Annotated in this window: 19 protein-coding genes and 1 tRNA gene; 8 read left to right on the top strand and 12 right to left on the bottom strand. The window is 47.8% G+C overall.

What is annotated here, in order from left to right; all coding sequences use genetic code 11:
- Positions 1-69: 69 nt before the first annotated feature.
- Genes GFS24_RS00735 through proS form a run of 3 tightly spaced genes read right to left on the bottom strand, consistent with a single transcriptional unit; the run spans position 70 to position 5,271 of the window.
- Positions 70-831 carry a LytTR family DNA-binding domain-containing protein gene (locus GFS24_RS00735; protein WP_074237512.1) on the bottom strand — a complete coding sequence of 254 codons (762 nt, stop codon included), beginning with the start codon at positions 829-831 and terminating at the stop codon, positions 70-72.
- Positions 828-3,764, bottom strand: a complete 2,937-nt coding sequence (locus tag GFS24_RS00730) for a histidine kinase (protein ID WP_153657658.1) — start codon at positions 3,762-3,764, stop codon at positions 828-830. Before GFS24_RS00730 ends, GFS24_RS00735 begins: the two co-directional genes overlap by 4 nt.
- A gap of 31 nt (positions 3,765-3,795) precedes the next feature.
- Positions 3,796-5,271 carry a proline--tRNA ligase gene (proS, locus tag GFS24_RS00725; protein WP_153657657.1) on the bottom strand — a complete coding sequence of 492 codons (1,476 nt, stop codon included), beginning with the start codon at positions 5,269-5,271 and terminating at the stop codon, positions 3,796-3,798.
- Positions 5,272-5,590: 319 nt separating this feature from the next.
- Here proS and GFS24_RS00720 point away from each other — a divergent pair, with 319 nt between their 5' ends.
- On the top strand, positions 5,591-6,640 hold the full coding sequence (locus tag GFS24_RS00720; RefSeq protein ID WP_153657656.1) for a hypothetical protein: 1,050 nt from the start codon (positions 5,591-5,593) through the stop codon (positions 6,638-6,640).
- Between the two features lie 119 nt (positions 6,641-6,759).
- Positions 6,760-8,304, top strand: a complete 1,545-nt coding sequence (locus tag GFS24_RS00715) for an OmpP1/FadL family transporter (RefSeq protein WP_153657655.1) — start codon at positions 6,760-6,762, stop codon at positions 8,302-8,304.
- Positions 8,305-8,516: 212 nt separating this feature from the next.
- Here GFS24_RS00715 and miaA read toward each other — a convergent pair whose 3' ends face one another.
- From miaA to GFS24_RS00690, 5 genes are all read right to left on the bottom strand, one after another.
- Positions 8,517-9,416, bottom strand: coding sequence for a tRNA (adenosine(37)-N6)-dimethylallyltransferase MiaA (miaA, locus tag GFS24_RS00710; RefSeq protein ID WP_153657654.1), 900 nt, complete (start codon positions 9,414-9,416; stop codon positions 8,517-8,519).
- A 10-nt stretch (positions 9,417-9,426) separates the two neighbouring features.
- On the bottom strand, positions 9,427-10,005 hold the full coding sequence (locus GFS24_RS00705) for a hypothetical protein (protein WP_153657653.1): 579 nt from the start codon (positions 10,003-10,005) through the stop codon (positions 9,427-9,429).
- 34 nt (positions 10,006-10,039) lie between these two features.
- The gene (locus tag GFS24_RS00700; protein WP_153657652.1) at positions 10,040-11,458 is read right to left on the bottom strand and encodes a CCA tRNA nucleotidyltransferase; all 1,419 of its coding nucleotides are present in this window, start codon (positions 11,456-11,458) and stop codon (positions 10,040-10,042) included.
- A 63-nt stretch (positions 11,459-11,521) separates the two neighbouring features.
- Entirely contained in the window at positions 11,522-12,094 is a 573-nt protein-coding gene (locus GFS24_RS00695; protein WP_153657651.1) for an L-threonylcarbamoyladenylate synthase, read from the bottom strand.
- Positions 12,095-12,110: 16 nt separating this feature from the next.
- A complete protein-coding gene (locus tag GFS24_RS00690; protein ID WP_153657650.1) occupies positions 12,111-13,232 on the bottom strand; it encodes a glycosyltransferase family 1 protein in 1,122 nt (373 codons plus the stop codon).
- A gap of 385 nt (positions 13,233-13,617) precedes the next feature.
- Here GFS24_RS00690 and GFS24_RS00685 point away from each other — a divergent pair, with 385 nt between their 5' ends.
- The 6 genes from GFS24_RS00685 to GFS24_RS00660 all read left to right on the top strand — a co-directional run bounded on the left by GFS24_RS00685 (position 13,618) and on the right by GFS24_RS00660 (position 17,531).
- The gene (locus GFS24_RS00685; RefSeq protein ID WP_153657649.1) at positions 13,618-13,788 is read left to right on the top strand and encodes a microviridin/marinostatin family tricyclic proteinase inhibitor; all 171 of its coding nucleotides are present in this window, start codon (positions 13,618-13,620) and stop codon (positions 13,786-13,788) included.
- A 70-nt stretch (positions 13,789-13,858) separates the two neighbouring features.
- Positions 13,859-14,821 (top strand): MvdC/MvdD family ATP grasp protein, encoded by a 963-nt coding sequence (locus GFS24_RS00680; protein WP_173002924.1) that lies wholly within the window; start codon positions 13,859-13,861, stop codon positions 14,819-14,821.
- On the top strand, positions 14,814-15,797 hold the full coding sequence (locus GFS24_RS00675) for an MvdC/MvdD family ATP grasp protein (RefSeq protein ID WP_153657647.1): 984 nt from the start codon (positions 14,814-14,816) through the stop codon (positions 15,795-15,797). The genes GFS24_RS00680 and GFS24_RS00675 overlap by 8 nt, the downstream gene beginning before the upstream one ends.
- A 30-nt stretch (positions 15,798-15,827) precedes the next feature.
- Positions 15,828-16,640, top strand: a complete 813-nt coding sequence (locus GFS24_RS00670; RefSeq protein ID WP_153657646.1) for a 2,3,4,5-tetrahydropyridine-2,6-dicarboxylate N-succinyltransferase — start codon at positions 15,828-15,830, stop codon at positions 16,638-16,640.
- 69 nt (positions 16,641-16,709) lie between these two features.
- Positions 16,710-16,796 (top strand) — tRNA-Leu (locus tag GFS24_RS00665).
- Positions 16,797-16,847: 51 nt separating this feature from the next.
- Entirely contained in the window at positions 16,848-17,531 is a 684-nt protein-coding gene (locus GFS24_RS00660) for a hypothetical protein (protein ID WP_153657645.1), read from the top strand.
- Between the two features lie 102 nt (positions 17,532-17,633).
- Here the strand turns inward: GFS24_RS00660 and GFS24_RS00655 are convergent, their stop codons facing one another.
- From GFS24_RS00655 to GFS24_RS00640, 4 genes are all read right to left on the bottom strand, one after another.
- Positions 17,634-18,482 carry an endonuclease/exonuclease/phosphatase family protein gene (locus GFS24_RS00655; protein ID WP_153657644.1) on the bottom strand — a complete coding sequence of 283 codons (849 nt, stop codon included), beginning with the start codon at positions 18,480-18,482 and terminating at the stop codon, positions 17,634-17,636.
- A 9-nt stretch (positions 18,483-18,491) separates the two neighbouring features.
- Positions 18,492-20,291 (bottom strand): beta-N-acetylhexosaminidase, encoded by a 1,800-nt coding sequence (locus GFS24_RS00650; RefSeq protein WP_153657643.1) that lies wholly within the window; start codon positions 20,289-20,291, stop codon positions 18,492-18,494.
- An 80-nt stretch (positions 20,292-20,371) separates the two neighbouring features.
- Entirely contained in the window at positions 20,372-22,027 is a 1,656-nt protein-coding gene (locus GFS24_RS00645) for a RagB/SusD family nutrient uptake outer membrane protein (protein ID WP_153657642.1), read from the bottom strand.
- An 8-nt stretch (positions 22,028-22,035) separates the two neighbouring features.
- The gene (locus GFS24_RS00640; RefSeq protein WP_173002923.1) at positions 22,036-25,389 is read right to left on the bottom strand and encodes a SusC/RagA family TonB-linked outer membrane protein; all 3,354 of its coding nucleotides are present in this window, start codon (positions 25,387-25,389) and stop codon (positions 22,036-22,038) included.
- Positions 25,390-25,580 lie beyond the last annotated feature (191 nt).

The raw sequence follows: 25,580 nt of genomic DNA, 5'->3' as shown, positions 1-25,580 counted from the left end.
AACTCGTTAACGGCAACAAAGTTGCGGTGAAAAAATTCTTCAAGTATAAATAACCGAAAAGATGCGGGGTTAGAGGTTGATCACCCCTTTAAGCTGTGTAAAGAATTCGTCCTTCTTACGGGATGATATGGGGATGTTCTTTTGATCGCTCATGATCACGGCAGTGCCCAATCCTTTGATGATCTTCACAATATGGTGGATATTGATAAGGAAAGACTTGTGAACACGGTAGAAACCCTTGTCTGATAACATCTCTTCATACTCCTTCAGGGATTTGGAGATGAGATGGGAAACGTTATTGATCAGTTGGATCTTGGTATAGCTGTCAAAAGCTTCACAGTAGATGATATCCTTCAGGTCAATGACATTATAGCCGTCATTCACCGGTATTACGATCTTAGAGAACGCATTATCGTTGTTCTTTACATAATCCTTTAAAATGGACGCCAGTTCGTTCAAACGACCTTTTTTGCTCCGCTTCACTTTTTCCAATGCATCTTCCACCTCACTTACCTTGATAGGCTTGAGCAAATAGTCCAACGCCGCAAACTTAATAGCCTGGAGCGCATATTCCTGAAACGCTGTTATGAAAATTACTTCAAAGTTGAGGACAGGGAACATCTCAAGTAACTGAAACCCATTATGTGGGGGCATTTCAATATCCAGAAACAAAACATCAATAGGGTTATTCTTGATCATTTCCGCGGCCTCATGGATATTTTGTGCTTCGCCTATCACCTTTACATCCTTGCAGTAATTCTCTAAAATGTTTCGAAGGATATGTATGTTGCGGACCTCGTCGTCAACAATGGCAGCTTTTATAATACTCATAACATCTTTACAATGGGAATCAGGATTTCAACCAAGGTACCTTCCTTGTTGCCGAATCCAGACTTAAATTTATCAATAATTTCTAACTTTCCAACGCTTCCATTAAAAGATTTAATAATCTGGAGCCTTTCCCGGATTACGCTGAGTGCGGTGGATTCATGTTTTGCCAGCTTTCCGCTCTTAATATTGTTGGCGTGCTCCCACCCTATACCGTCGTCGTCAACGGCACAGTAGAGCAAGTCTCCATGCATTTCGAGCTTCACAAGCAGGTGCCCGCTCCCGTTTTTGGGGGCAAGGCCATGTTTGATGGCATTCTCTAGAATTGGCTGGATGAGCATTGGTGGAATGTATACGGTATATTCCTTTAATTCGTCACTCATTTCGAACTTATAAACGAAAGAATTGGCAAAACGGATCTTTTCCAACTCAAGATAGCGGGCCAGGAAGGCAATCTCATCTTCCAGGGAAATATACGATTTCCTTGAATTATTGAGCATCTGGCGCATGAGCGTGGCAAAATCTGCCAAAAAGTTCAGGGCCTGCTTCTCTTCCTTCTCCAATATCAGGTGCTGTACAGAGTTGAGGGAATTGAAGATGAAGTGCGGGTTCATCTGGTTGGTGAGCGCCTTCGCCTCCAGTTCCGCAATGCGCCGGTTGTACTCCGTTTTTCGTTTCTCCCCTCCTTTGATCCGGCCTATTATATAACGGAGGATCAATATCACAGATAATAAAGCCAGTAACACCAGGATACCTCTTGCCCACCACTCCTGGTACCATTGCGGTAAAATGGAAATGTTGAGGGCTACCGGTTCACTCCAGTTGCTCTTGTACTTACGGGCCCGGATCAGCAGTTTGTACTCTCCCGGCTGCAGTTTAGGGTAAGGTATGATGTTACTCATAGTGGTTACCCAGCCGCTGGAAGTATCATTGGAGAAGTTGTACTGGTACTCCACCAGTTCCGGCAGGTCATAGGCAATAGCCCCAAATTCTACCTCAAACGTGCTTCCCCGCTCATATAAGTGGGTGAAATACGGATAGGCCGGAAAACTGCTGTCCCCGTAACGGATAATATTAAGATATACCGTTGGCGGGATCGTATCTACCGGGATGTGGTCCCGGGAGAAGTAACATAACCCGTTGGAGGTAGCTACAAATAAAGTGTCTCCGGAATGGCAGAGCCCCCGGATGTCGTCACTCATCAGCCCGTCGTTGGAGGTGATGTTGCGCACCAGCACACGTTCCTTTGTATCAATTACAGACACGCCGCGGTTGGTAGCCACATACAGCCTGCCCTGCCCGTCATAGTATAATTGCTGGCAGATATCGCTCACCAGCCTGTCGCTTACTTTAAAATGCCGGATGATCTGGTTATTCTTCAACACAAAGATCCCCTGGTCGCTGGTGCCTATCCAGAGATACCCGTCTATCCACTGCAAATCCTTGATACTCTGGCTCAGGCGGGGATCCTGTTGTATCGGGTAGGGCAAACCTTTTCCGTTACTGAAATACAACCCGCTGCCTGTACCCAGGTAATAAGCAGTATCGCTGATACAGGCAATAGAGGTGATCAGCGTTTCCAGTCCGGCCAGGTCTGTGGGTTTGAAGTCCAGCCCGCTTAATATCTTACTGCGGGTCACTACCCGGAGTTTGCCGGAAGGCGTCATCTCCATATCCTTCACCGCCTTCATATTCAGGATCTCTTTTGGCTTTTTGTAACCCGGTGCATATTGATAGATGCCGTTATCCGTGCCAATAAGTACCTCCTGCCCTTGCGGCAAAGGCAGGATACCAAAAATACTGTTCCTTCCCAGGGTGGAATCCATCGTAAGCCGGTGAATGTTGCCTTCTCTGTCCATCGTGTTCAGCATACCTGCATTCTCCCCTATATATAAGAGGCCGTTCCGCTGGTCCTTGAACACACTGTAAACAGAGTGCGAATAGAGCCCGTTCGTATTATCGAAGTATCCGAAATAGAAATGTTTAAAAGGGATGTGATACACCCCGTCCCCATAAGTAGTGATCCAGATATTACCGTCCCGGTCATTGAGAATGGAGGTGATATAATGATTGTCCAGCAGTTTGCTGATCTTCTTTTCTCCTTTAAAATAATCACGTATCAGGTAAAGCGCACGCTGACTGCCTATCCAGAGATTATCCCGGTCTATGCAGATGGTGCTGATCTCTTCCGTGATGCCCCAGTCCTGCCCTTTGAAGAAAGGAACAATGTCTTTAGGTGTATAGGAATACAAGACGTTATCTGTGATGATCACAGGATGTTTGTTGATCCTTTCTTTGAAAGCTGGTTGCTGTACCGGGAAAGCTATATTCAGGAAGATCTTCTGCTCAGTATTGTTACTGTCTTTTATACCGGGAAGGTTCAGGCTGCGCTGGAGCGGCCGGAAAACGTTATCTGTTTTAAGGAAATAGAAGATGTCCGTTCCCGAGGTACCCAGTTTATCAAGAGAGGTTTGGCGGCCATTGTACCGGATAACGCTGCCCGCACTGTTCAGGAACCAGTTAACCCTGGCCTTGTCCTCAAAGGCATACTGAATGTACTGGCTCTTGCTATTGAAACGCAGGGAAGAATCATTTTCCTCGTTATGTACGCTTTGTTTGCTGTAATAGGCAGGTTTGCCGTTATTGGTGAAGAACCAGACCCTTCCCCTGGAATCCGCCGCGAGTTTGATCACGTCGTTATCCGTGAGACCATCTTTTTTGGTGTAATTGCGGAAACGTTTACCATCAAATTTGCTCGCGCCTGTGGGTGTGGCAAACCAGATGAAACCATCCGCATCCTGTACGGCGCCGTATACGGTAGCGTTGGCAAGACCATCCTTTACATTATAATTGCGGATCACCAGACCCTGCGCATGGGTGATGCGGGAAAAGGCCAGGCAAAAAATGAGCAATGTTATATAGCGGATGGCTTGCATCAACGATGTATCTGTCTAATGTTAGCGGTGATCAATATGCCCTGGCAAACAGCACCCTTTCTTTGGAAGGTTTACCGGAGAGAATGCAAATTCCGGCTTCCTGCTCATTGTTCAAAGGTATGCAGCGGATAGTTGCTTTGGTGCGTTCTTTAATAGCCGATTCCGTTTCCGGAGTGCCATCCCAGTGCGCCGCCACAAATCCGCCTTTCTCATCCAGCACCTTCTCGAATTCTTCCCAGCTGTTCACCGGTGTGATATGAGACTCGCGATAGGCAAGGGCTTTGTTATACATATTTTGTTGTATGTCCTCGAGCAACTGCACGATCTGGCCGGAAAGGCCATCCAATGAGAGGCTTGATTTTGTCTTCTCGTCCCTGCGCGCCACTTCTGCCACATTATTCTCCAGGTCCCTGGCGCCTAAGGCAATACGTACCGGTACGCCCTTCAGTTCATATTCTGCAAATTTCCATCCCGGACGGGCATTGTCAGAATCATCATATTTCACCCGCACACCGGCCGCTTTCAGTTCTTTTACGATCTCGCTCACCTTGTCGTCTATCAGTTTCTTCTGATCCTCTCCTTTGAATATCGGAACGATCACGACCTGTAACGGAGAAATGCGTGGTGGTAGTATAAGTCCCTGATCATCGCTGTGTGCCATCACCAAAGCACCCACCAAACGGGTGGATACCCCCCAGGATGTTGCCCACACATATTCCTGCTTGTTTTCCCTGTTAGAGAACTTAACATCAAATGCTTTAGCAAAATTCTGGCCAAGAAAGTGGGAAGTTCCTGCCTGCAGCGCTTTTCCGTCCTGCATCAGGGCTTCAATACAATAAGTATCTTCTGCACCGGCAAATCTTTCAGAAGCGGTTTTAACACCTTTGATCACCGGCATAGCCATATATTTCTCTGCAAACTCCGCATAAATATCCAGCATCTGGCGGGTTTCAAAGATCGCTTCATCAGAAGTAGCATGCGCAGTGTGCCCTTCCTGCCACAGGAATTCTGCGGTACGCAGGAAAAGGCGGGTACGCATTTCCCAGCGCACTACGTTTGCCCACTGGTTGATCAGCAGGGGAAGGTCCCGGTAAGATTGGATCCAGTCTTTATAAGTACTCCAGATAATAGTTTCAGATGTAGGGCGAACGATCAGTTCTTCCTCCAGTTTAGCATCAGGATCTACGATCACACCGCCGCCATTCGGATCATTCTTGAGGCGGTAATGGGTCACTACGGCACATTCCTTCGCAAAACCTTCCACGTGGGCGGCTTCTTTGCTCAGGAAACTTTTAGGGATAAAAAGGGGGAAATAAGCATTCTGATGCCCGGTATCCTTGAACATTTTGTCCAGCACATCGCGCATATTTTCCCAAAGGGCATATCCGTGGGGTTTGATAACCATACATCCACGTACTGCAGAATAGTCAGCTAAACCGCCTTTCAAAACGAGGTCATTATACCATTGCGAATAATCCTCTGATCTGGCTGTGATCTCTTTACTCATATAAGTTTTTTTCTTTTTCCGTTTCCCCGGATTCCGAAATTCCCAACACGTTCCCTCACAAGGAGTTAGCAGGCGTTATTTTCCGTTTATCCATCCCTGTTGCCATTCGGCAGAAAGCTACGATTTATAAGGCTTCCGGCACAATTTATTGGCGCAATATTTGTTTAAGATAATACGGAAATCGCCACAAACCTACGTTAGAAAAACTAAAACCTCCTCCGGGTGTGCGAAGATAATAAAACGCCGTGTGCGTGGCATCTTTCAACGAGAAAATTCGTTTAAATTGAGTAAATTTACATTGTTAATCAAATATCATCAGATGAAACCTATGATATATAGTGCGATAGCTGCACTGCTCGTGTTAAGCAGTTGTTCTACCGCATATCAAACAGCTCAAACCCCCGATGATGTGTATTATTCACCGGGTAAGGCCAAAGTCTACGCCAATAACACTGCCAGAAGTACGCGACAAGAAGCTAGTAATGCAGCAGATGAAGAAACGTATAACGACAACGGCGACGACAATTATGTAACATATCAGGACGAAGATGAGGAACGTTATGATTATGCACGACGTATCGATCGTTTCAGCAGAGGCTATAATGGCTACTACTGGGATGGATACTATGCAGATCAGTTCTATGGCGGCGGTCCGAGTCTTTTCATGAACAACTACTACGGTTTTGGTGGTTATCCTTCCTGGGGTAACTCCTTCAGTATTGGCCTGGGATGGGGATATAATCCTTATCGCTGGAACAACTTTTACGGAAGCGGTTGGTATGGCGGTGGCTTTTATGGCAACCCCTGGTACAACAACTGGTACGGTGGTAGTGGTTGGTACGGCGGCGGCGGTTACTACCCCGGCGGCGGATGGCATGGTGGTGGCGGTGGTTATTACAACCCACGCCCGACGAACTCATGGGGCCCGAGAGGTTCTTCCTCTTCCCGCGTGTTCAACTCCAATGGCTACAACCCATCTTCACCAAGACCCAACACTACCGGCTCTACTCCAAGAAGAGTATTTGACCGCAGTGGCGGAAACGTGGTGAATCCAGGTAATCCAAATGGTGGCCGTGTAAACAATGGCGGTGTTCCAAGAAGAACATTCGACAGCGCTCCAACTGAACGCCCTGCAGCACGCCCAGGCACCGATCCAGGCTCAAGGCCTTCCAGATCAGCACCTGTGAGGAATTATGACCGCAGCAATGACCAGCCTGTAAGGCAGTCATCTCCAGAACCTACTTACAGAGCCCCGGCTCCTGAACGTAGTGCTCCGGAACGCAGTTATCCTTCCAGCAGCCCAAGCAGCAGTCCCAGTAACAATTCACCATCTCCCTCAAGACAATCCAGTCCACGGAGAGGCGGTTGATAAATAACTGAAAAATGATCAATTGGCGGGTCACACATGTGATCCGCAGTTGATCATTTGCTTTTTAAACCCTATATCTTCAGCATAAAGCACTCAATTTATCACCATACTGATTTAAGATGAATAAAAGAACCGCATTTCTTTTGATAGCCATTGGTGTATCTGCCCAGGCCTGGGCACAGGATGAAGCAGACGCCTTACGTTACAGCCGCCTTACCACCGGGGGTACCGCCCGCACGCAGGCCATTGGCGGCGCAGCAGGATCTTTAGGCGGAGACATTTCCGCCACCCACGTAAACCCTGCAGGATTAGGATTCTTCAGAACCAATGAAGTTGTGATCACGCCAGGATTTAATTTCCGTTCCAACAAATATGACTACCTCGGAACACGCACGGATGCCAATAACAACAACTTCACCCTCAATAACATGGGTCTTGTATTTGGTATGCCCACCCGCGGTAATTCCGGCTGGCGCAATGTGGCCTTTTCCATAGACTACAACCGCCTGGCAGACTTCAACAATAAATTGCAGATAGACGGTGTGAACACCACTACCAGTTACGTAGACCGGTGGGTGGACAGGCTGAATAACAACGGCTCTCCCCTGTCCTTTAACGACGCGGCAAGTATTGATCCCCTCGGCGCCAGCCTCGCATTCAATACTTACCTCGTGGACACTATCAATGGCGGCTCCAGTTATGCTACCTGGATAGATCCCACGGCCCCCGGCGGTATCCGCCAGCGGGATAAAGTATCTACCAAAGGTGGTTTAGACGAGGTCTCCGTGGGCCTTGGCGCAAATTACAGCGACAAGTTCTACGTGGGGCTTTCCCTCAACTTCCCCAGGATCAATTTTGAACGTACCCGCACCTTTGCAGAAGATGATCTTTCCGGGAACACCAACAACGACTTCGGTTACTTTGAACATACGGAGAACTTAAAAACGGATGGTGTTGGTTTCAATGCAAAACTGGGTATCATTTACAGCCCCATCCCCAATGTGCGTTTAGGTGCTGCATTCCATACGCCTACCTGGTACGGCATGTCCGATGCATCCACTGCCAGGGTACAGGTGGATACGGAAGGCTATCAGCCGGACGGACAAAGTGAGCGTTACCAGGATACAGAAGAACTAACCGATGGTTTACCTGTAGAATATGAATACAGCCTGCAAACACCATGGCGTGCCATGGGTAGCTTCTCTTACATCTTTGGTACCGATCCGGATGTAAAACAGCAACATGGATTCATTACCGCAGATGTGGAATATGTGGATTATGCTTCTTCCAAATACCGCTTTAATAAAGGCACAGAAGGAGATAAAGAATTTGCAAAGCAACTGAACAACTCCATTGATAACCTTTACAAAGGTGCCGTGAACATCAGGGTTGGTGGTGAATTGAAATTCAATGTACTGGCTGTTCGTGCAGGGTTTGCTTATTATGGCAGTCCTTATCAGAATTCAGATGTGGATGCCAGCACTACAAAGATCAGTGGTGGCCTGGGATATCGTAACAAAGGTTTCTTTGCAGACCTTACCTACGTACATACCATGGCGAAAGATGAATATCTTCCTTATTCACTGGCAGGCTCTAAGATTGCACCTGCAACAGTGAACGGTACTACCGGCTCTGTTGTGATGACCGTAGGTTTCAAGTTTTAATTATATAAATTCCAACGATACAAAAAAGGAAGGAGCGTAAGGCTCCTTCCTTTTTTTATGCAGAGGGTTTGCCGCGCAGCAAAGGGCGGAGTATTTTTCTTTTTGAAAGGGTATTTTTTATGCAGCGTTCTTTGTTGCGTTTTTTATGATTGTTTTTATGTGCCCGTTCTTTTTGCCTGTTCTTTGTTATGCCTGTTGCTTTCCTTTCTTCTTTATAACTGTTGCTCCAGCCACTTCATCACCTCATCTCCTTCCCTTGCATCAAACCACTGCATTTCCCTATCCCTCCTGAACCATGTGAGCTGGCGTTTGGCATATTGCCTCGTGTGTATCTTGATCGCTTCCGCCGCTTCTGCTATCCGCAGTTTTCCATCAAAATAATCGAAGATCTCTGTGTACCCCACCGTCTGCAAAGCATTGTGGTGACGGTATTCCTTTACAGAGGCAGCTTCATCCACCAACCCGGCTGCCATCATCGCATCTACCCGTTTTACAATGTTCTCATGCAATAATTCTTTCGGCAATTGTACCCCTATCTTAATGACCCTGAAATCACGGTTGCGTGGTGTAGCGGTCCTGAATGTGCTGATAGATTGCCCCGTAGCTTCCAATACTTCCAATGCGCGCATCAGGCGTTGCGGGTTCTGTGTTTCCGCTGTAGCATAAAAAGAAGGATCTCTTTGCTGAAGGGTTTCCTGCAACCAGGCTAAGCCATTAGCAGCATAGTTTTCCCGAACGGAAGCCCTGATGGCATCAGGAACAGGAGGTATCTGATCCATGCCTTCCAGGAAAGCCCTGATATACAGGCCCGTGCCACCGGCAACAATGGCAACCGGGTGTTTGGAAAAGATCTCCGCCGTGTATTGCAAAGCTAATTGCTCATACATAGCGGCATTCACTTCTTCCCGGATGGAATGAGAATCAATAAAGTAATGTGGAACAGCAGATAGTTCAGCTGCTGTTGGTTTGGCGGTGCCAATGCTCAATTCCCGGTAGCACTGGCGGGAATCGGCGGAAATGATCTCCGTACCCAACTGCTGTGCTATTCGTATAGCCAACGCAGTTTTACCTGCAGCCGTAGGGCCGGCCAGTACAACAACCGTATTTTTCAATCATTGGATTTTAGAACAGGTTTTCTTCCTCAGCGCCGTTTTCTTCTGCACCATCTTCCTCACGTTCGCCGGTTTCTTCTCCTTCTTCACTATAACCGTCTACCGGCATACCTTCCCGGTTGAGGTCATATTTCTCTTCCATTTCAACCAGCTTATCGCCGATGAGGCCTTTGGTACCGTATTGGCTCGGAGCGAGCCCTTCTTTCCGCACGCAGGCGGGGTAGCTGAGTTTGGTGCTTTCTTCTTTGGCTACAGCAATGAGCTCTACCAGGAACGTCCAGTTCTTGGCATAGTCATAGAGGTAGATGAATTTTTGATTGGGATCCCTCACCATTGCACCAATGGCGGTTTCCGGCATCAGTAACGGCGCTACTTTGCGTTGCTGCCCATCCTCTTCCAGGATGATCTCGCGGCCACGCTGCCAGTTGTCGTTACTACGGAAAAAAGTAGCTTTATGTTTGGAGTCAAACTCATATGCCACTAAAATGGCCTGATGGAACTGTAAAAAATTCTGGGTAGGCTTTACCACAATGTCCCTATAGACACTCTCATCTTCCTCCCAGTAAACTCTGAACTTCAATACCGGCATATGATTAAATTAAACGTGCTGTAAAATTACCAAATTATTTAACAGGCGTCAAGTCTAGTTCTTTGGCCTTCTGCAACATATATTGATAAGCCGCCTCATAACTGTTTGGGATCTCCCCATCCAGGATGGCTTCCCGGATCGCACTTTTCAGATCGCCCACCATTCTTCCGGGTTTGAGATCAAAGATCTCCATGATCATTTCACCCGTAATGGGAGGCTGCCAGTTACGGATACGGTCGCTTTCTTCCACTTCTTTCAAACGCTCCCGCACCATTTCAAAATTCTCAAGATAGCGTTTAACTTTCGCTTTATTCTTGGAAGTGATATCCGCATCACACAACATCATCAGTGCTTCCAGATCATCCCCTGCATCAAACAGCAGGCGCCGTATAGCCGAATCTGTTATGTTTTCCTTGGTAAGGCTGATGGGCCTCAGGTGCAATTCCACCAGCTTCCTTACCAGCCGCATTTTATCGTGCTGCGGTAATTTGAGCCTTGCAAAAATGCGGGGCACCATTTTGCCGCCTACCGCATCATGCCCATGGAACGTCCAGCCATGTCCTTCTTCAAATCTCTTGGTAGCCGGTTTGCCAATATCATGCAATAATGCTGCCCAACGTAACCAGAGGTCCTTTGTATGCCGGGAAATATTGTCAATTACCTGGAGCGTATGGTAGAAATTATCTTTATGCCCCTTTCCTTCCTGCATTTCTACCCCCACCAGGTCTACCATCTGGGGGAAAATGATCTTCAACAGGCCGGTTTGATATAAAAGGTCTAAACCTACAGAGGGTTTAGAAGATAACATGATCTTATTTAATTCATCCGTGATCCGCTCCTGGGTGATGATCTTGATCCTGTCCGCATTCTCCCGGATGGCCTGCAATGTTTCAGGCACAATGGTGAAATGCAGCTGGGAGGCGAAGCGGATAGCCCGCATCATGCGTAATGGATCGTCACTGAAGGTCTGAGCCGGATCTAAAGGCGTGCGGATCAGCTTGTTAGCCATATCCTCTCTTCCGTTGAAGGGGTCCAGCAGGGTGCCAAAATCGGCTTCATTCAGGCTGATAGCCAGTGCGTTAATGGTAAAATCCCGGCGCAGCTGATCATCCTCCAGGCTCCCCGGCTCCACTTCAGGGTTGCGGGAATGCTGGCGGTAGCTTTCCTTACGGGCGCCTACAAATTCTATCTCCAGGTCCTTATGACGGATCTGGGCGGTACCATAAGTCTTGAAAAAGTTCACTTTAAGTGAGGGGTCCAGCAAGGCTGCCACCCGGTGCGCGAGAGCAATACCATCTCCCACGCAAACGATATCCATATCTTTGGTGTTCCTGTTCAGCAGTTTGTCCCGGACAAAACCACCGATGAGGTAACAGGGAACGCCAAGCTGGCGTGCTGCTAATGCCACGTTATCGAATAACTCCTTTTCCCGTGTTGTACAGGGAATCTGCATATACTATCTACTGGTTTAAGGCGCAAAAGTACTCAATTCAGATTTATTCCTCCCGCCCAAAGGTCAATTTCTCACTATTTCCAGCTTTCCGTCTGGCAGGATACGCACGATCCGCGAGGGTTGCCGGATGGCAATCTCATGCTGCCGGTAAGCTACCGTGGAATCTACTCCCTGCCTTATTTCATCTGTGATATCCAGGAAGGTGGCGGGAGCAGGCGCCCCGCTGATATTGGCCGAGGTGGAAACGATCGGTTTTCTGAACCTTTTGATCAGGTGACGGCAAAAAGGCTCTTTCACCACCCGGATAGCTACCGTACCATCCTCCGCGATCACATTCGGGGCGAGGTGAAGTGCGCCTTCATAGATCACTGTGGTAGGCCGGTCAAATGCCGCAATGGTATCTGCAATATCCGGCGGAGGCGTTGATAAATATTTAACCAGCTCCCGTACGTCCGCCACCAGGATCACCAGGCTTTTGGATTCACTCCGCTGCTTGAGATCAAAAATGCGTTTTACAGCCGCTTCGTCTGTAGCATCACAACCGATCCCCCAGATAGTATCTGTAGGATAAAGGATGATGCCACCGGAACGGAGTGTGGCCAGACTTTGAACGAGATCTTCTTCGAATTCAGACATAATGTACGTTGTAAGTTTAAGACTGGTACACCTGCATAACAGCGGCGGCACATTTATCCAGGGTGAATTGTTGTGCGTGCTGCAGGCCCTTTTCCTGCATACCAGCTGCAAAGGTACGATCAATCGCCAGCCTTTCCATGGCCTCTGCTATTGTGGCCGGCAGATAAGGATTAATATATAGGGCCGCATCTCCTGCTGTTTCCTGGAAACAGGATACATCGGAAGTGATCACCGGTGTGCGGCTCCAGAGTGCTTCCAGGATGGGAATGCCAAAACCCTCAAAAATAGAGGGGTATACCAGCGCTAGGGCACCCTGGTATAAGGCAGGAAGGTCTTTAAAGGAGAATTTCGCTACTTCGTTTAGCCAGATGAGTTGTGCGGCCATTCCTTCTTTTTGCAGGAAGGCCTTTACCTCATCCTTATATTTATCCCCATCGCCCAATACCACCAGGGGTATGTCCAGCTTCCCTTTCAGCAGGCGCATGGCTTTTGCGATACCTAACAGGTTTTTCCGTTCTATCACAGAACCTACATAGAGGAAGTAAGACGATGGAAGCTGATACGCAGCCAGCATGCTGTTAATCTCCTCTTTTGTACATTGTTTTTCGAAAGAGGGATCGCAGCTCTGATAACACACCTTGATGCGGTTCTCCGGTGTATGATAATATTCAATGAGGTCCCGTTTGGTCTGTTCGCTGATGGCAATCACCTTATCCGCATGTTTACAGGCGTATTGGGCCTTTTTGCGATAGGTGTACACATCAATGGGATTGTATTGTTCAGGGTAACGTTCAAAGATCAGGTCATGTATGGTCACTACACTCTGCACACCGCTGTTGGTGATCCCAAATGGCAGTTCTGCGCTCAGGCCATGATACAGGTCAATCTCATTACTAACCAGGTCATTGATCACCCAGCGGCTTCTCCATACGGACTTTAACCACCTGTGATGCGCCTTTTGCGGCAGGATGGTTTGCATACCGGCTGGCAGCTGGAACAGCGGTTTTTCTTTGGGGGCAAAAAGAAAATAGTTATTTTGCGGATAGTACTCCCCAAGGGACCGTATCAGCGTCCGGCTGTAATTGCCCAGTCCCGTACGGTTTTGAAAAGCCCGCTTAGCATCGAAACCAATATTCAAGTTGCGTTACATTTAATTCAGGGGGCAAAATAGTAAATTAATGTGATCAGTTAAAAAGCTATCAGTTTAATGCAGTAATGACTGTATTTAAACATTTCTCTCTAAGGGTTCTTGTTCGGTTCTCTAAGGGTTCACCAAGGGTTGACGTTGGGTCAGGCAGAATGGGTAATATAGTGTCAGTATATAGCTTCCCATGATACTCTATTAACCGCCACCAGATCAGGTAATTAGATTTGTTTAATTCCTCAAAAAAGATTAATTTGATTGTCCGCTTTTTATGAAGCATATCAGATTGGAAAATCAGCTTAATCAAGACATTTACTCCCATTAAACATATCCATTAGTTATCGTATCATCTTGTATCATCAACAAAAAACAATCAAGTATGAAGCCCAATGAACAAGTAATGAAGCCATTCTTTGCACAATTCCTGGAAGCACAGCAAACTGAAAAGAACCAGGGAAAACAAAGCAGCTGGACGAGCAAATTATCAGATGCTCCCGACCAGACCCTCAAATACCCTTCAGATGGGGATGAGGAATGGTGGCTGTTATAGTTCATCAAACATTCTACGATCATTGCAAGCAATGGCACACGCTATTGCTTGTTTTTTATTTCCATGCTTCATGATTCTTTGCATCACTCATTCACAGGACACCTACACAATAGAGTTAGTACAACAACGCCTGCAACAGCTTGGATACCCGAGTTTCCGTTTCAACTCTGATGAATTCGGCACGCGTTACCGGCTCCGGTACCGGCTCACAGAGAACGGTCCGCAATACCAGCTGCAACACGGGAAGCAAACGCTGAACGCCAGTGATGTGAGTGCCGTATGGTACAGAAAGCTCTGGAAACTACAGGTGCCGCCGTCCCTGGACCCGGCTTATGTTCCTGCCTTCATCAAAGAATACAATACCTCCCTGCATATCTTCCTCGATGCACTGGATGTGCCCTGGATCAATCCCATGCACATAGACCATGGCATTGGCAATAATAAACTCATACAGCTGGCTGCCGCACAGGCTGCCGGCCTGTATGTTCCGCAAACCATTATCAGCAATCATGCGGAAGATGCCATCAAATTTTATGACGCCAACAATGGCGACGTAGTGGTGAAACTGCATGGCGCACTCTCCAAAACCATGGATGGCGCCGGCGACTTCTTCCCCACCACCCGCCTGCGCAAAGAAGACGTGCCCATGCTGGAATCCCTGGCCGCCTGCCCCATGATCCTGCAGGAATATATTCCCAAGGACCGGGAACTGCGCATCGCCTATATAGACGGAGAGATCTTTACCGGCAGCCTGAAAGCTCCCGAATCCACGGACTGGCGCACCAATAGCACCACCATCATTCAATGGGAACCTTACCAGTTACCCGCAGATACAGCAGAAAAGATAGATGCCATGATGCGCCTGCTGAACCTGCCTTTTGGCGCGATAGACATGATCGTGCAGCCGGATGGCAAATACGTTTTCCTGGAAGTGAATCCCCAGGGAGAATGGGGCATGCTCGAAAAATACCTCGGCTTCCCCATCGCCGAAACCATTGCCGAGAAATTAGTTAACCGGATCACCAATGAATAAAGGTAAAGTCCTCATTATCACCCATTCCGAAGACAATAACGTAGTAGATACCGTCATACAGCAGATCGAACACCTTGGCGGAAGCTGTGTGCGTTTTGACGTAGACCGCTACCCTGTAGAGAGCAGGCTTAGTTCCTCTTTCATCAACGGACAATGGCAGGGACTACTGGAAACACCCCAAACCACATCCAGTCTAGATGATATCACCGCTGTATGGTACCGCCGCAGTTACCACATCGGCAAAGGGCTGGAAACCCTGCTGGAAAAGGAATACCTCTCTTCCACCCTCGGTGAACTGCGGCGCACGCTGTTCGGAATGCTGGAAGGTCTGAAATGTTTCCAGATAGAAAAATACAGTGTATACCGCCGCCTGGATAGTAAAGAAGAACAATTGCGCATCGCAAAAGATTGCGGCCTGGAAGTACCCGCCACCTGCATCACCAATTCCCCCGCACAACTGAAAGCTTTCCTCGAAAATACCGGCAAACCCGTGATCGCTAAAATGCAGAGCGCCTTTGCCATTTACCGGGATGGGCAGGAACATGTGGTATTTACGAACGAAGTAACCACCGCCCACCTGGATCAGCTGAACGAACTGCGGTATTGCCCGATGGTGTTCCAGGAAAAACTGGAAAAAGCCCTCGAACTCCGGGTAACCATCGTTGGCCGTGAGATCTTCTGTTTTTCCATAGATTCCAAACAGCTGGTGGACTGGCGAAAGGAAGGGGCCGCCCTGGCAGATGCATGGCAGGCGTATACATTGCCTTCAAATATCAGCCTTGCCCTCTTAACCTTCATGGACACCTACGGCCTGAACTACGGAGCCATAGACCTGATCCTCACACCGGAAGGAAAATGCTATTTCCTGGAAGTGAACGCAGCCGGCGAATATTTCTGGCTGGACAAGCAATGCAACAACGCTATTTCCCGCCATCTGGCCGCCGTATTATTAAACCAGGCGGAAAGAAGAGAATGATTACTATTTTTGCGGAAATATTATTAGACAATGGATACACAGCAACTAATACAGACTGCCTGGAACGATCGTGGCCTGTTACAAGAAAGACAATATTCCGATGCGGTGAAAGCAGTAATAGAAGCGGTAGATAAAGGAAAATTACGTGTAGCAGAACCTACAGAAAATGGCTGGAAAGTAAACGAATGGGTGAAACAAGCTATCCTGATGTATTTTTCCATTCAACCAATGGAAACGATGAGCTTACCTCCCTTTGAGTTCCACGATAAAATGAAACTCAAAACTAATTATAAAGAGCTGGGTGTTCGCGTAGTACCACATGCTATTGCCCGTTATGGCGCATACATTGCCAAAGGCGCTATCCTGATGCCTTCATATGTTAACATAGGCGCATACGTTGATGAAGGCACCATGGTAGACACATGGGCTACAGTAGGCTCCTGCGCACAGATCGGTAAACACGTTCACCTGAGTGGTGGTGTGGGCATCGGTGGTGTACTGGAACCATTGCAGGCTTCTCCGGTGATCATCGAGGACGGCGTTTTCGTAGGTTCCCGTTGCATCGTAGTAGAAGGTGTGCATGTAGAGAAAGAAGCCGTATTGGGTGCTAACGTTGTTTTAACGCAATCCACCAAGATCATTGATGTAAGCGGCCCTGAGCCGATTGAATACAAAGGCCGCGTACCAGCCAGAAGCGTGGTGATCCCCGGCACCTACACCAAGAAATTCCCTGCCGGTGAATACCAGGTGTCCTGCGCATTGATCATTGGCCAGCGGAAAGCCAGTACAGACCTGAAGACCAGCCTGAACGACACGCTGCGTGAATTCAATATTGCTGTATAGCATTTAATTTTATTTGTAAGGAGTTTTGGAATTATCCTGAAACTCCTTACTTTTGCACTCCCTGAAGATGCCCAGATGGCGAAATTGGTAGACGCACTGTGTTCAGGTCGCAGCGTCCGCAAGGATGTGCTGGTTCGAATCCAGTTCTGGGCACCAATAAATAAAAGATCCGCTCTTGTAGCGGATCTTTTATTTATATTAACTATCATGATAGATCATCAAATTCACTGTGTCACGAGTTTTCAAGACCTTGTTTCTACACCATTTAGTGGAGAAATGAATGCGATTTGCTGGACGCGTCAACTAACAGGTGATTTTTCTGAGATTGTTAAAAAGGTAACACTAAGCGGAAATATAACGGCAATTGAAGAAGAAGAACTCCATGAACTGCAGTTAAGTGAACAAGGGCAACTTGCCCGTGAAGTTCTTTTAAATGATCTGAAGGCATTGAAAGCGCATGGCGCATCGCCAACCCTTAATGTGATCAACTACTATGACCGGGATGATGCCTTCCCTTTTCTTCCAACCGATGTTTATTCCTTTCATGTAGATCGCTCTCCTGTACCAACCGATACCTTTTTATGCACTTACTATGGCGAGCCGAGTGACATATTGCCAAATTCACAGGGCCAAAAGAAAGTGCTTATTCCGGCAATACGTGATGAACTAAAAAAACTATATGATGGAGCAGATGAAGGTTTTGAATCATTCTTAAGTGAACATTTCTTTGATCTGCATTATCAGGCTACACCTGATGCACATCCAATAAGCTTAGGCACTGGTCACTTATGGAGATTGGCGGTTGATCATCCTGAAAGCCAGGTTCCTCCCTGTATTCACCGTGCACCAAAGGAAAGATCCGGACAGAACAGGTTGTTGCTGATCTGTTGAACACAAACCCTTAAGCTAGAGAATATCTGTGGCTTTTTGCTTATAAAAAGAACCGTATAAATCTTGCGATTTATACGGTTCTTTGTTTTTTGCAAGATCCAATCACTTCTTCACCTCCACCGTAACCACCACTGGAAAGTGATCTGATGGATAATGGCCAAGAGAACTGTTAGTGAGTATCCCATATCGCTGTACATCAAACGCCGGCGTTAAAAAGATGTGATCGATACGGGCATTCCTTTTACCCAGCATAGGCCTGAAACCATTAAAGGTCTGGTTATCCCCCAGTTTGATCTTCGCTGTTTCATACGCATCTTTCATACTGCCGGAAGTAGCGATCTCTTTGTAGCTTTCATTATCCTGGTCCACGTTCAGGTCGCCGGACAAAATTACCGGTGCATTACCCGCTATGGATTTGATCTTCGCAAGGATGAGCTTTGCACTTTCTTTGCGGGCTTCTACCCCTCTGTGATCGAAGTGGGTATTGAAATGATAGAATTTGAAGCGGGTCTTTTTATCTTCAAAGCTCGCCCAGGTGCAGATACGCGGCAGCGCAGCATCCCAGCCTTTGTTCGGGTGTTCTGTATCGGTGGGTGACAGCCAGAACATTCCATGTTGCAACAGTTTAAAGCGGTCTTTTTTATAGAAGATGGCGGAGTATTCCCCTTCGCGTTTCCCATCGTCCCTGCCATTGCCCACATACGCATATTCCTGCAAATTGTTTTGCAGATCGTCCATCTGGTTAGCCAGCGCTTCCTGCACACCGAAAACATCGAAGTCGTAAAACCTGATCATATTGGTCACGAGGTCTTTACGGATGCTCCATGGGTCCAGGGAATCACCGCGATTGTCGTAGCGGATATTGTAGGTAGCTACATTCAGTTGTTGTGCATGTGCTGCGCCGCTGAATAATGCGCAGGTCATGCAGGCGATCAATACTAACTGTTTCATGATTTTAATTTATTTAGGTAGATCAACGGTGAACATATTGCTGGCGCGGCCTCCCGGTGTTACAATGATGTAATTGAGCTGCAGTGGCGCATTTCCGGCCCAGGGCAGATCTATTGCTCCGTTGTACACATTACCCGTCTGGTCTGCTTTGTGATTATCGATGGTATAATATACAGTGCTATTGGCTACAAATGGAATGATCGCTGCCGTCCTTCTGCCATTAGCAGGATTGGTGCCGAAAGTAATCTTTGCCTCCGGGATGCGGAAGAACACGCCCCTCCTTTCCAGCTCCTGCAAATGTACAGGAAGACGTTTGGCAGAGAAATCATCATAATCCTTTTGTTCCTTATTGGACCATGCAATTTCCGCCACCGCCAGCATACGCGGGAACAACATGTATTCCAGCTTGTTGTTGCTGGTCACATATTCCGTCCACATGTTGGTTTGAACACCCAGTATATGTTGTTGCTCCTGTGCTGTCAAAGCATCCGGACGGGGATTGTATCCATAAACTTTTTCGAGGGAGATGAAACCGCCAAGGGCTGTTGGCTCCGTGTTCTTGTCCTTCGCCTGGTAACGATCTGCATAGAAATAATTATTCGGCGTCATGATCACATCGTGACCAGCTTTAGCACCGTTAATACCGCCGCGGTCTCCATGCCAGCTCATGATAGTGGCACTGGGCGCTACACCTCCTTCCAGTATTTCATCCCAACCTATCAGGCGGCGGCCATGTTTGTTCAGGAATTTTTCAATGCGCGTTACGAAGTAACCCTGCAATTCATGCTCATCTTTCAGATGATGTTGTTTAATGAGCGCTTGTGCAACCGGGGAAACTTTCCAGTGGTCCTTCGGCACTTCGTCTCCCCCAATGTGAATGAACTCCCCGGGAAACAGGGCCATCACTTCCGTCAACACATCTTCCAGGAAACGGAATGTTTCTTCTTTGGGGCAATAAATGTTAGGATGCACGCCCCAATAGCCAGGCACGTTGTAAATGGTATCCTTACAACCCAATTCAGGATAAGCCGCCAATGCCGCCGTGCTGTGCCCTGGTAATTCTATTTCCGGAATGATAGTTATCTTACGGTCCGCTGCATACGCCACTATTTCTTTGATGTCTGCCTGTGTATAAAAACCACCTGATCTTTGTCCATCATATATCAGCGGTTTAAAATCGCCGTAGTGGCCAATGATAGCAGAGTCTCTGAAAGCCCCGATCTGCGTAAGCTTAGGATATTTTTTAATCTCCACGCGCCAGCCCTGATCATCTGTGAGGTGCCATTGTAACCTGTTGAGTTTATAGTTCGCCATCAGGTTGATGATCTTCTTCATTTCAGGCAATGTTATAAAATGACGCGCCGCATCGATCATCACACCACGATACCCGAACCCTGGTTTATCTGTAATCGTGCAGGAAGCAATCTGCCCGTTATTACCGTCTATCATCTGCAACAAAGATTGCAGCGCATAAAAAGCACCTTTACTGCTTCCTTTTATACTGATCCGGTTTTCATTTACCTCCAGCGAGTAACCTTCCGGCCCGTTTACTTCCGTTTGCGTGATCTCCAGATATCTGCCCGTAGCCTTTGGAATAATTGACAATTTCACTTTAAATCGTTCCAGGATCAACTGGCTGAACAGTCCCAGGTTACGCCGCGAAGCTTCATCTCCTGCCACGAGTTTTGTATTCCCGTCCAGTTTAAAAAAACCATGGCCCTGCTGTATGGAACCCGGAGCGGGAATGATCTGTGCCATCGCGCCAAAAGCAAGCAGGCAGCCGATATATGTTGTAAGAATGAATTTCATGTTTGGTTACGTTGTATTGTAAATGATTACAGTGCACACAATGATCGCGTGCACTGTAATTTCAACGGGTGTACAGGTAATTATTTCGTCCAGCCGGTGTTCTGGCCTAATGTTGTGTTTCTGTCGTACTGCACCTGCGGCACAGGCCACAGATAGTTCCTGTCTGCAAATGTGCGGCCCGTCATGGCCACTATGTAACCCTGCGCATCTGTACGTACGGAAGACAGATCGCCGGGAACCACTGCCCATTCCTTCTTCATGCCTTTTACATCGTTAGCCAGTACCGGCCCGATCTTCCAGCGTTTGATATCGAAGTAACGCATGCCCTCCATCACCAGCTCGATCCGGCGTTCACGGCGGATCTCATCACGAACGTTCATGCCATTGGCAGCCAGTTCTGTGAGTACCATCGGATGCATGCCTACACGGTTGCGCAGCAGGTTGATGGTCTGATCAATGTCCGCCTGGGTCAGCTTGCCCTGTTCCTGCCTTGCTTCTGCGTAGGTGAGCAGCATTTCTGCGTAACGCAGGATGTGAATATCGTTTGCATCTCTGCCTACTAACGGCACTGTGGTGAGCTCTACGTATTTGGTAAAGTAGTAACCGGTGGTAGTTACAGCGCCTCTTCTGTCTGATCTGAATTTTGGTGCAGTGTAGATATCCGGATTGGTGTTTGCGGGATTTCCGTCGAAACGGCCGCCCCACCTGGCATTCGGTGCAAGAACGGTCTGCGTCATACGCGGGTCCCTGTTGGTGAATACATCCTGGTAGTTGTTCTCTTTATACAGCGGGGATTTTGTGATAGGTAAACCATCGCTGCACAGATAATCATCTACAAAAGATTTGGTAGCATTGAAACGCACCACACCATCCGGCAATTGTGTTTCGCGGCTCAGGTTGTGCGTGTTCAGGTCATCCAGGTAAAGTCGTGCCATCATGGTTTCGCGGTTAGCGCCCCTGGACAATTTACCTGCATAGGTGAACAGGCTGTTGTACGCAGTAGTTTTATTGCCGCCCTGTTCGTAGAGAGCATATACGTTCAGGTCCATCACGTCTTTTGCAGCTTTCTCTGCAACGTCAAGCTTGCCGTAATACAGTGCAACACGGGCTTTAAGGCCAAGAGCAGCACCTTTACGGATCCTGCCGAGATCAGCAGCCGTGGGGATCTCCTTCGGGAGTATGGCAGCAGCGGCATCCAGTTCAGCGAAAATAAAATCCACTACTTGTTGCTCCGGATCACGGGGGCCATATGCTTCCTCTATATCCAGCGATTTGGTTACCAAAGGTACATCGCCCCAGCACATGACCAGGTAGCTATAGAGATAAGCTCTGATCACACGCACTTCTGCAGCGAGAACCTCTTTCTTTTTCGCATCGGACACACTGGCTTTACTATAATTTTCCAGGAAAGTGTTACACTGGCGGATACCAGCGTACCCACTTCTCCATTCGCTGTTAATGGTACCAAGGTCTGCCGTAAAATTACCGCTGCCGATTGTTTGAAAATCCGTGGAAGAAGCATGGAGGATATTATCGCCCATATATTCCAGATCGATCTGGTTGCGGCCTTTCAGCGTACCATAACAACCGTTCACAGCAAGGATCAGTTGTTTTTCCGTTTTCCAGAATGTTTCATCAGAGATCTGGTCCAGCGGCAGGCGATCGAGGTATGATTTGTTACAACCCGTTGCCAGTGCAGCGGAGATGAAGAATGTATATAAGATCTTTTTTGTCATGGTTTCAATTATTTGAAGTTGATGCTAAGGCCAGCAACGAAAGTTTTTACCTGCGGATAGAAGTTGCCGCTCACGAGCGGAGACTCCGGATCATAGGCATAGAAGAAATTCGTTTTGGTGAACAGGTTGTCTGCCGATGCATACACACGCAGGCGGCTGATGCGCAGTTTTTCCGCAACACCTGCAGGAAGTGTGTAACCCAGCTGAACGTTCTTCAAACGCAGGTAGGAAGCGTTTTCCAACCAGAAAGTAGACAGGCGCTGATTGTACGTTTGCTGGAAAGTGAGGCGCGGATAACTGGCGTCTGTGTGCTGAGGCGTCCAGCGATCCAGGTGCACCGTTTGCGGCACAAAACGCTCGTTGCTGAATGCATGGCGGCCGGGACCCGAAATAAATCCATCAGCTTTACCCACACCCTGGATGAAGAAACCCAGATCGATGTTCTTCCAGCCCACTTCGCCTCTCAGACCATAGGTAAAGCGGGGAATAGGGTTGCCGATCACTTTACGGTCAGCATCGAGCGTCAGTTTACCATCGCCACTGATGTCCTTGTACATAATATCACCGGGCTGTACAGGATCACCGGAGATGATGGGGAATTTGGGTGTATACTTATTAGTGGCAGCATCATAATTAAAGTCAGACACTTGTGCGATCCTGTCTGCCACCAGTCCATAATACGCATCTATCGGCTGACCTACGATACGTATCTGGTTGCCGATGGTTGGCGGTACACCACCCAGGCTCGTTACCTTATTTCTAACATCAGACAGGTTGAAAGAGGCTTCGTAGCGGAAATCGCCGGCCTGGTCGCGCCAGTTCACCTGCCATTCCCAGCCTTTATTCTGCACTTTTCCGGCGTTCTGCGGAGGATAAGAAGGTACACCCAATACATCCGGCAAAGGCACGCTCAGCAAAATATTATTTGTATTCTGGATGAAATAATCGAATGAAGTGGAAAGGCGGCCGCGCAATGTTACGAGGTCGATGCCGATGTTTTGTTTTTCCACGGATTCCCACGTGAGGGCTTTATTCGGAATGCCTGACTGGCGATAGCCAATGGTGAGTGCATTGCCCATGGGGAACGTATTGTTCATGGGAGATAATGTTGACAGATACGCATAATCACTTCCCACTTTATCGTTACCCTGTGTACCGTAGGACACGCGTATTTTACCGGATTCGATCACATTACGCAGCTTATCGAAGAAATGCTCTTTCGAAAAAACCCATCCTGCGGAAGCAGATGTGAACCAGTTCCAGCGTACATCAGGTGCAAAGCGGGAGGAACCGTCATAGCGGAAATTCACTTCCGCCAGGTATTTGCCATTGTAGTCATAGTTAAACCGGCCGAAGAAAGATTGCAGTGCATTCTGTGAACCACCGCCTGCATTCAGCTGATTAGCCGTACCGAGGTTGATGGATTCTACATCCTGCGAAGCAAGATCCGTACGGGAAGCATTGAACGAATTGGTGACTGTTTCTTCCTGAGACAGTGCCAGCATGCCCTTCACGCCATGTTTACCGAATGTTTTCTCATATTCGAGGAAGCCGAGCATCGTTTGATAGAGGGATGTATTTTCCCTGTTCTCCACCTTGTTCTGAGGGTTCGTTTGATAAATGAGCGCGTTATCGATAGGGCTGTAATAATCTACTGTTTTGCTGAACATGGAGCGGAAAGAGTTACCCCTGATCAAGCCATACTGGCCCCGCAGTGTAAGCCCCTCCAACAGTTTCAGTGATGCGTTGATATTGCCCGTAAATTCATGCGCGAAGGTCCGGTCCGTACCACCTTCCATCAGGTATGCAACCGGATTGTCCTGCCCGCCGAGGTAACCCCAGCCACCAGTGGTAAAACGTACCGGCGTTAGCGGCAATATCTGGTGTGCTGCGTACAGCGGGCCTTCCCAGATACCGGCAACTGGTGTAGAGTTGTTTCTGTCCACATAACCAGCATTGATATCAAGATGTAATTTATCCAGCAGCGTGGTGTTCATTCTGAAGCGCACGTTGTGACGTTGTGCATTATACTCATCGCCTACCACCATGCTGCCTTCTTTCAGGTAACCATACGATATATAATAATTGAGGTTCTTTGCACCACCAGTGATGTTCAGATTATGGCTTTGCTGTTGTGCGCTGCTTTTATACAGTTCATCTACCCAATCTGTATTCGCAAAATAATTCGGATCAGTGCCGTCTTTTGCTTTCTGGATGTCTGCATCCGTGTAGGTAGCGTTGCGGCCAACGTTTATATTCGCTTCGTTGAGCAGCTGCATATATTCTACCGAGTTCACGAATTCAGGTAATTTGGTAGGTGTTTGCGCACCAAGATATCCATCATAACCGATCACAGGTTTGCTTTCGTTCTTTCCTTTTTTGGTAGTGATCACAATAACGCCGTTCGCGCCGCGTACACCGTAGATAGCAGAAGAAGCCGCATCTTTTAGCACAGAGATACTTTCCACATCGGAGGGATTCAGTACATCCAGGTTACCGCCGGGGATACCATCGATCACCACCAGCGGGCTTGCATCCCCCAAAGTACCAATACCACGGATGCGGATGGTGCTGCCGTTCTGGCCAGGTAATGCGCCATTGTTCACAACCGTTACACCGGGCATCATGCCTTGTAAAGCGGTACTCACATTACGGATAGGGCGGCTTTCAAAATCCCTGCTATTAACAGTGCTCACCGCTCCGGTGATGTTGATCTTTTTCTGTACACCATAACCCACCACCACCGCTTCGTTCAATCCTGCCACATCATCCTGCAGTTGAATAGTGATGGACGTTTCATCGCCAATGATCACTTCCTTTTTCAAAAAACCAAGAAAGGAGATTACGAGCACTTCCCCTTTATTCACATCGATGGTGAATTCGCCCGTTTCGTTGGACGATACAGCCTTGTTCCGGCCTTTCACCATCACAGAAGCACCGATGAGCGGCTGGCGGTTTTTATCCACCACTTTACCTGTTACTTTAAGGAATAGCGAAGCTGCCACCGTCTCAACTTTTTCGGGAGCAGGCGGCAGGAATTTCCGCAAAGGAGCAGATTTGAGGATAATGGTAGAACCATTGGCCGTGTAAGTAAGGTCAAATGTATTCATAATGTTATCCAGCACCGTACTAAGCTTCGCATTACGAACATTGAAGCTGATGCGTTGCTCCGGTGTTTTTTTGCTGGCCAGCACAAAACGTACCTGCGTAACATTGGATATCCTGTCCAGCACCTCCGGCAGGGATATCTGTTCTACCTGCAGCGTCACCGGTTTATCCAGTACCTGGCTGTAAGAGGTAGAAGCCAGTGCCATGCTGCTGCACTGGGCGATAATGAGCAGTATGATGGTAGTATATTTCATAAATGCCCTGATAAAAAGATGTAGATTTCTTCGAGGAAGCGTTTTTTTCATACTTTTGACTAATTAAAATGAATCAATTGCGAGGCTGACGAAAGTTTCCAAGGCTCAGGCAGCACGCAGTAGCAGTAGTTTTAAAAAAATAGCCCTTTGCTGCTTCAACAGTGAAGGGTTTTTTGTTTGTTGATCACCCC

This window comes from Chitinophaga sp. SYP-B3965, from assembly GCF_009647655.1.
In the GTDB taxonomy this organism is placed as follows: domain Bacteria; phylum Bacteroidota; class Bacteroidia; order Chitinophagales; family Chitinophagaceae; genus Chitinophaga.
This window is presented reverse-complemented; position numbering and strand designations above follow the sequence as displayed.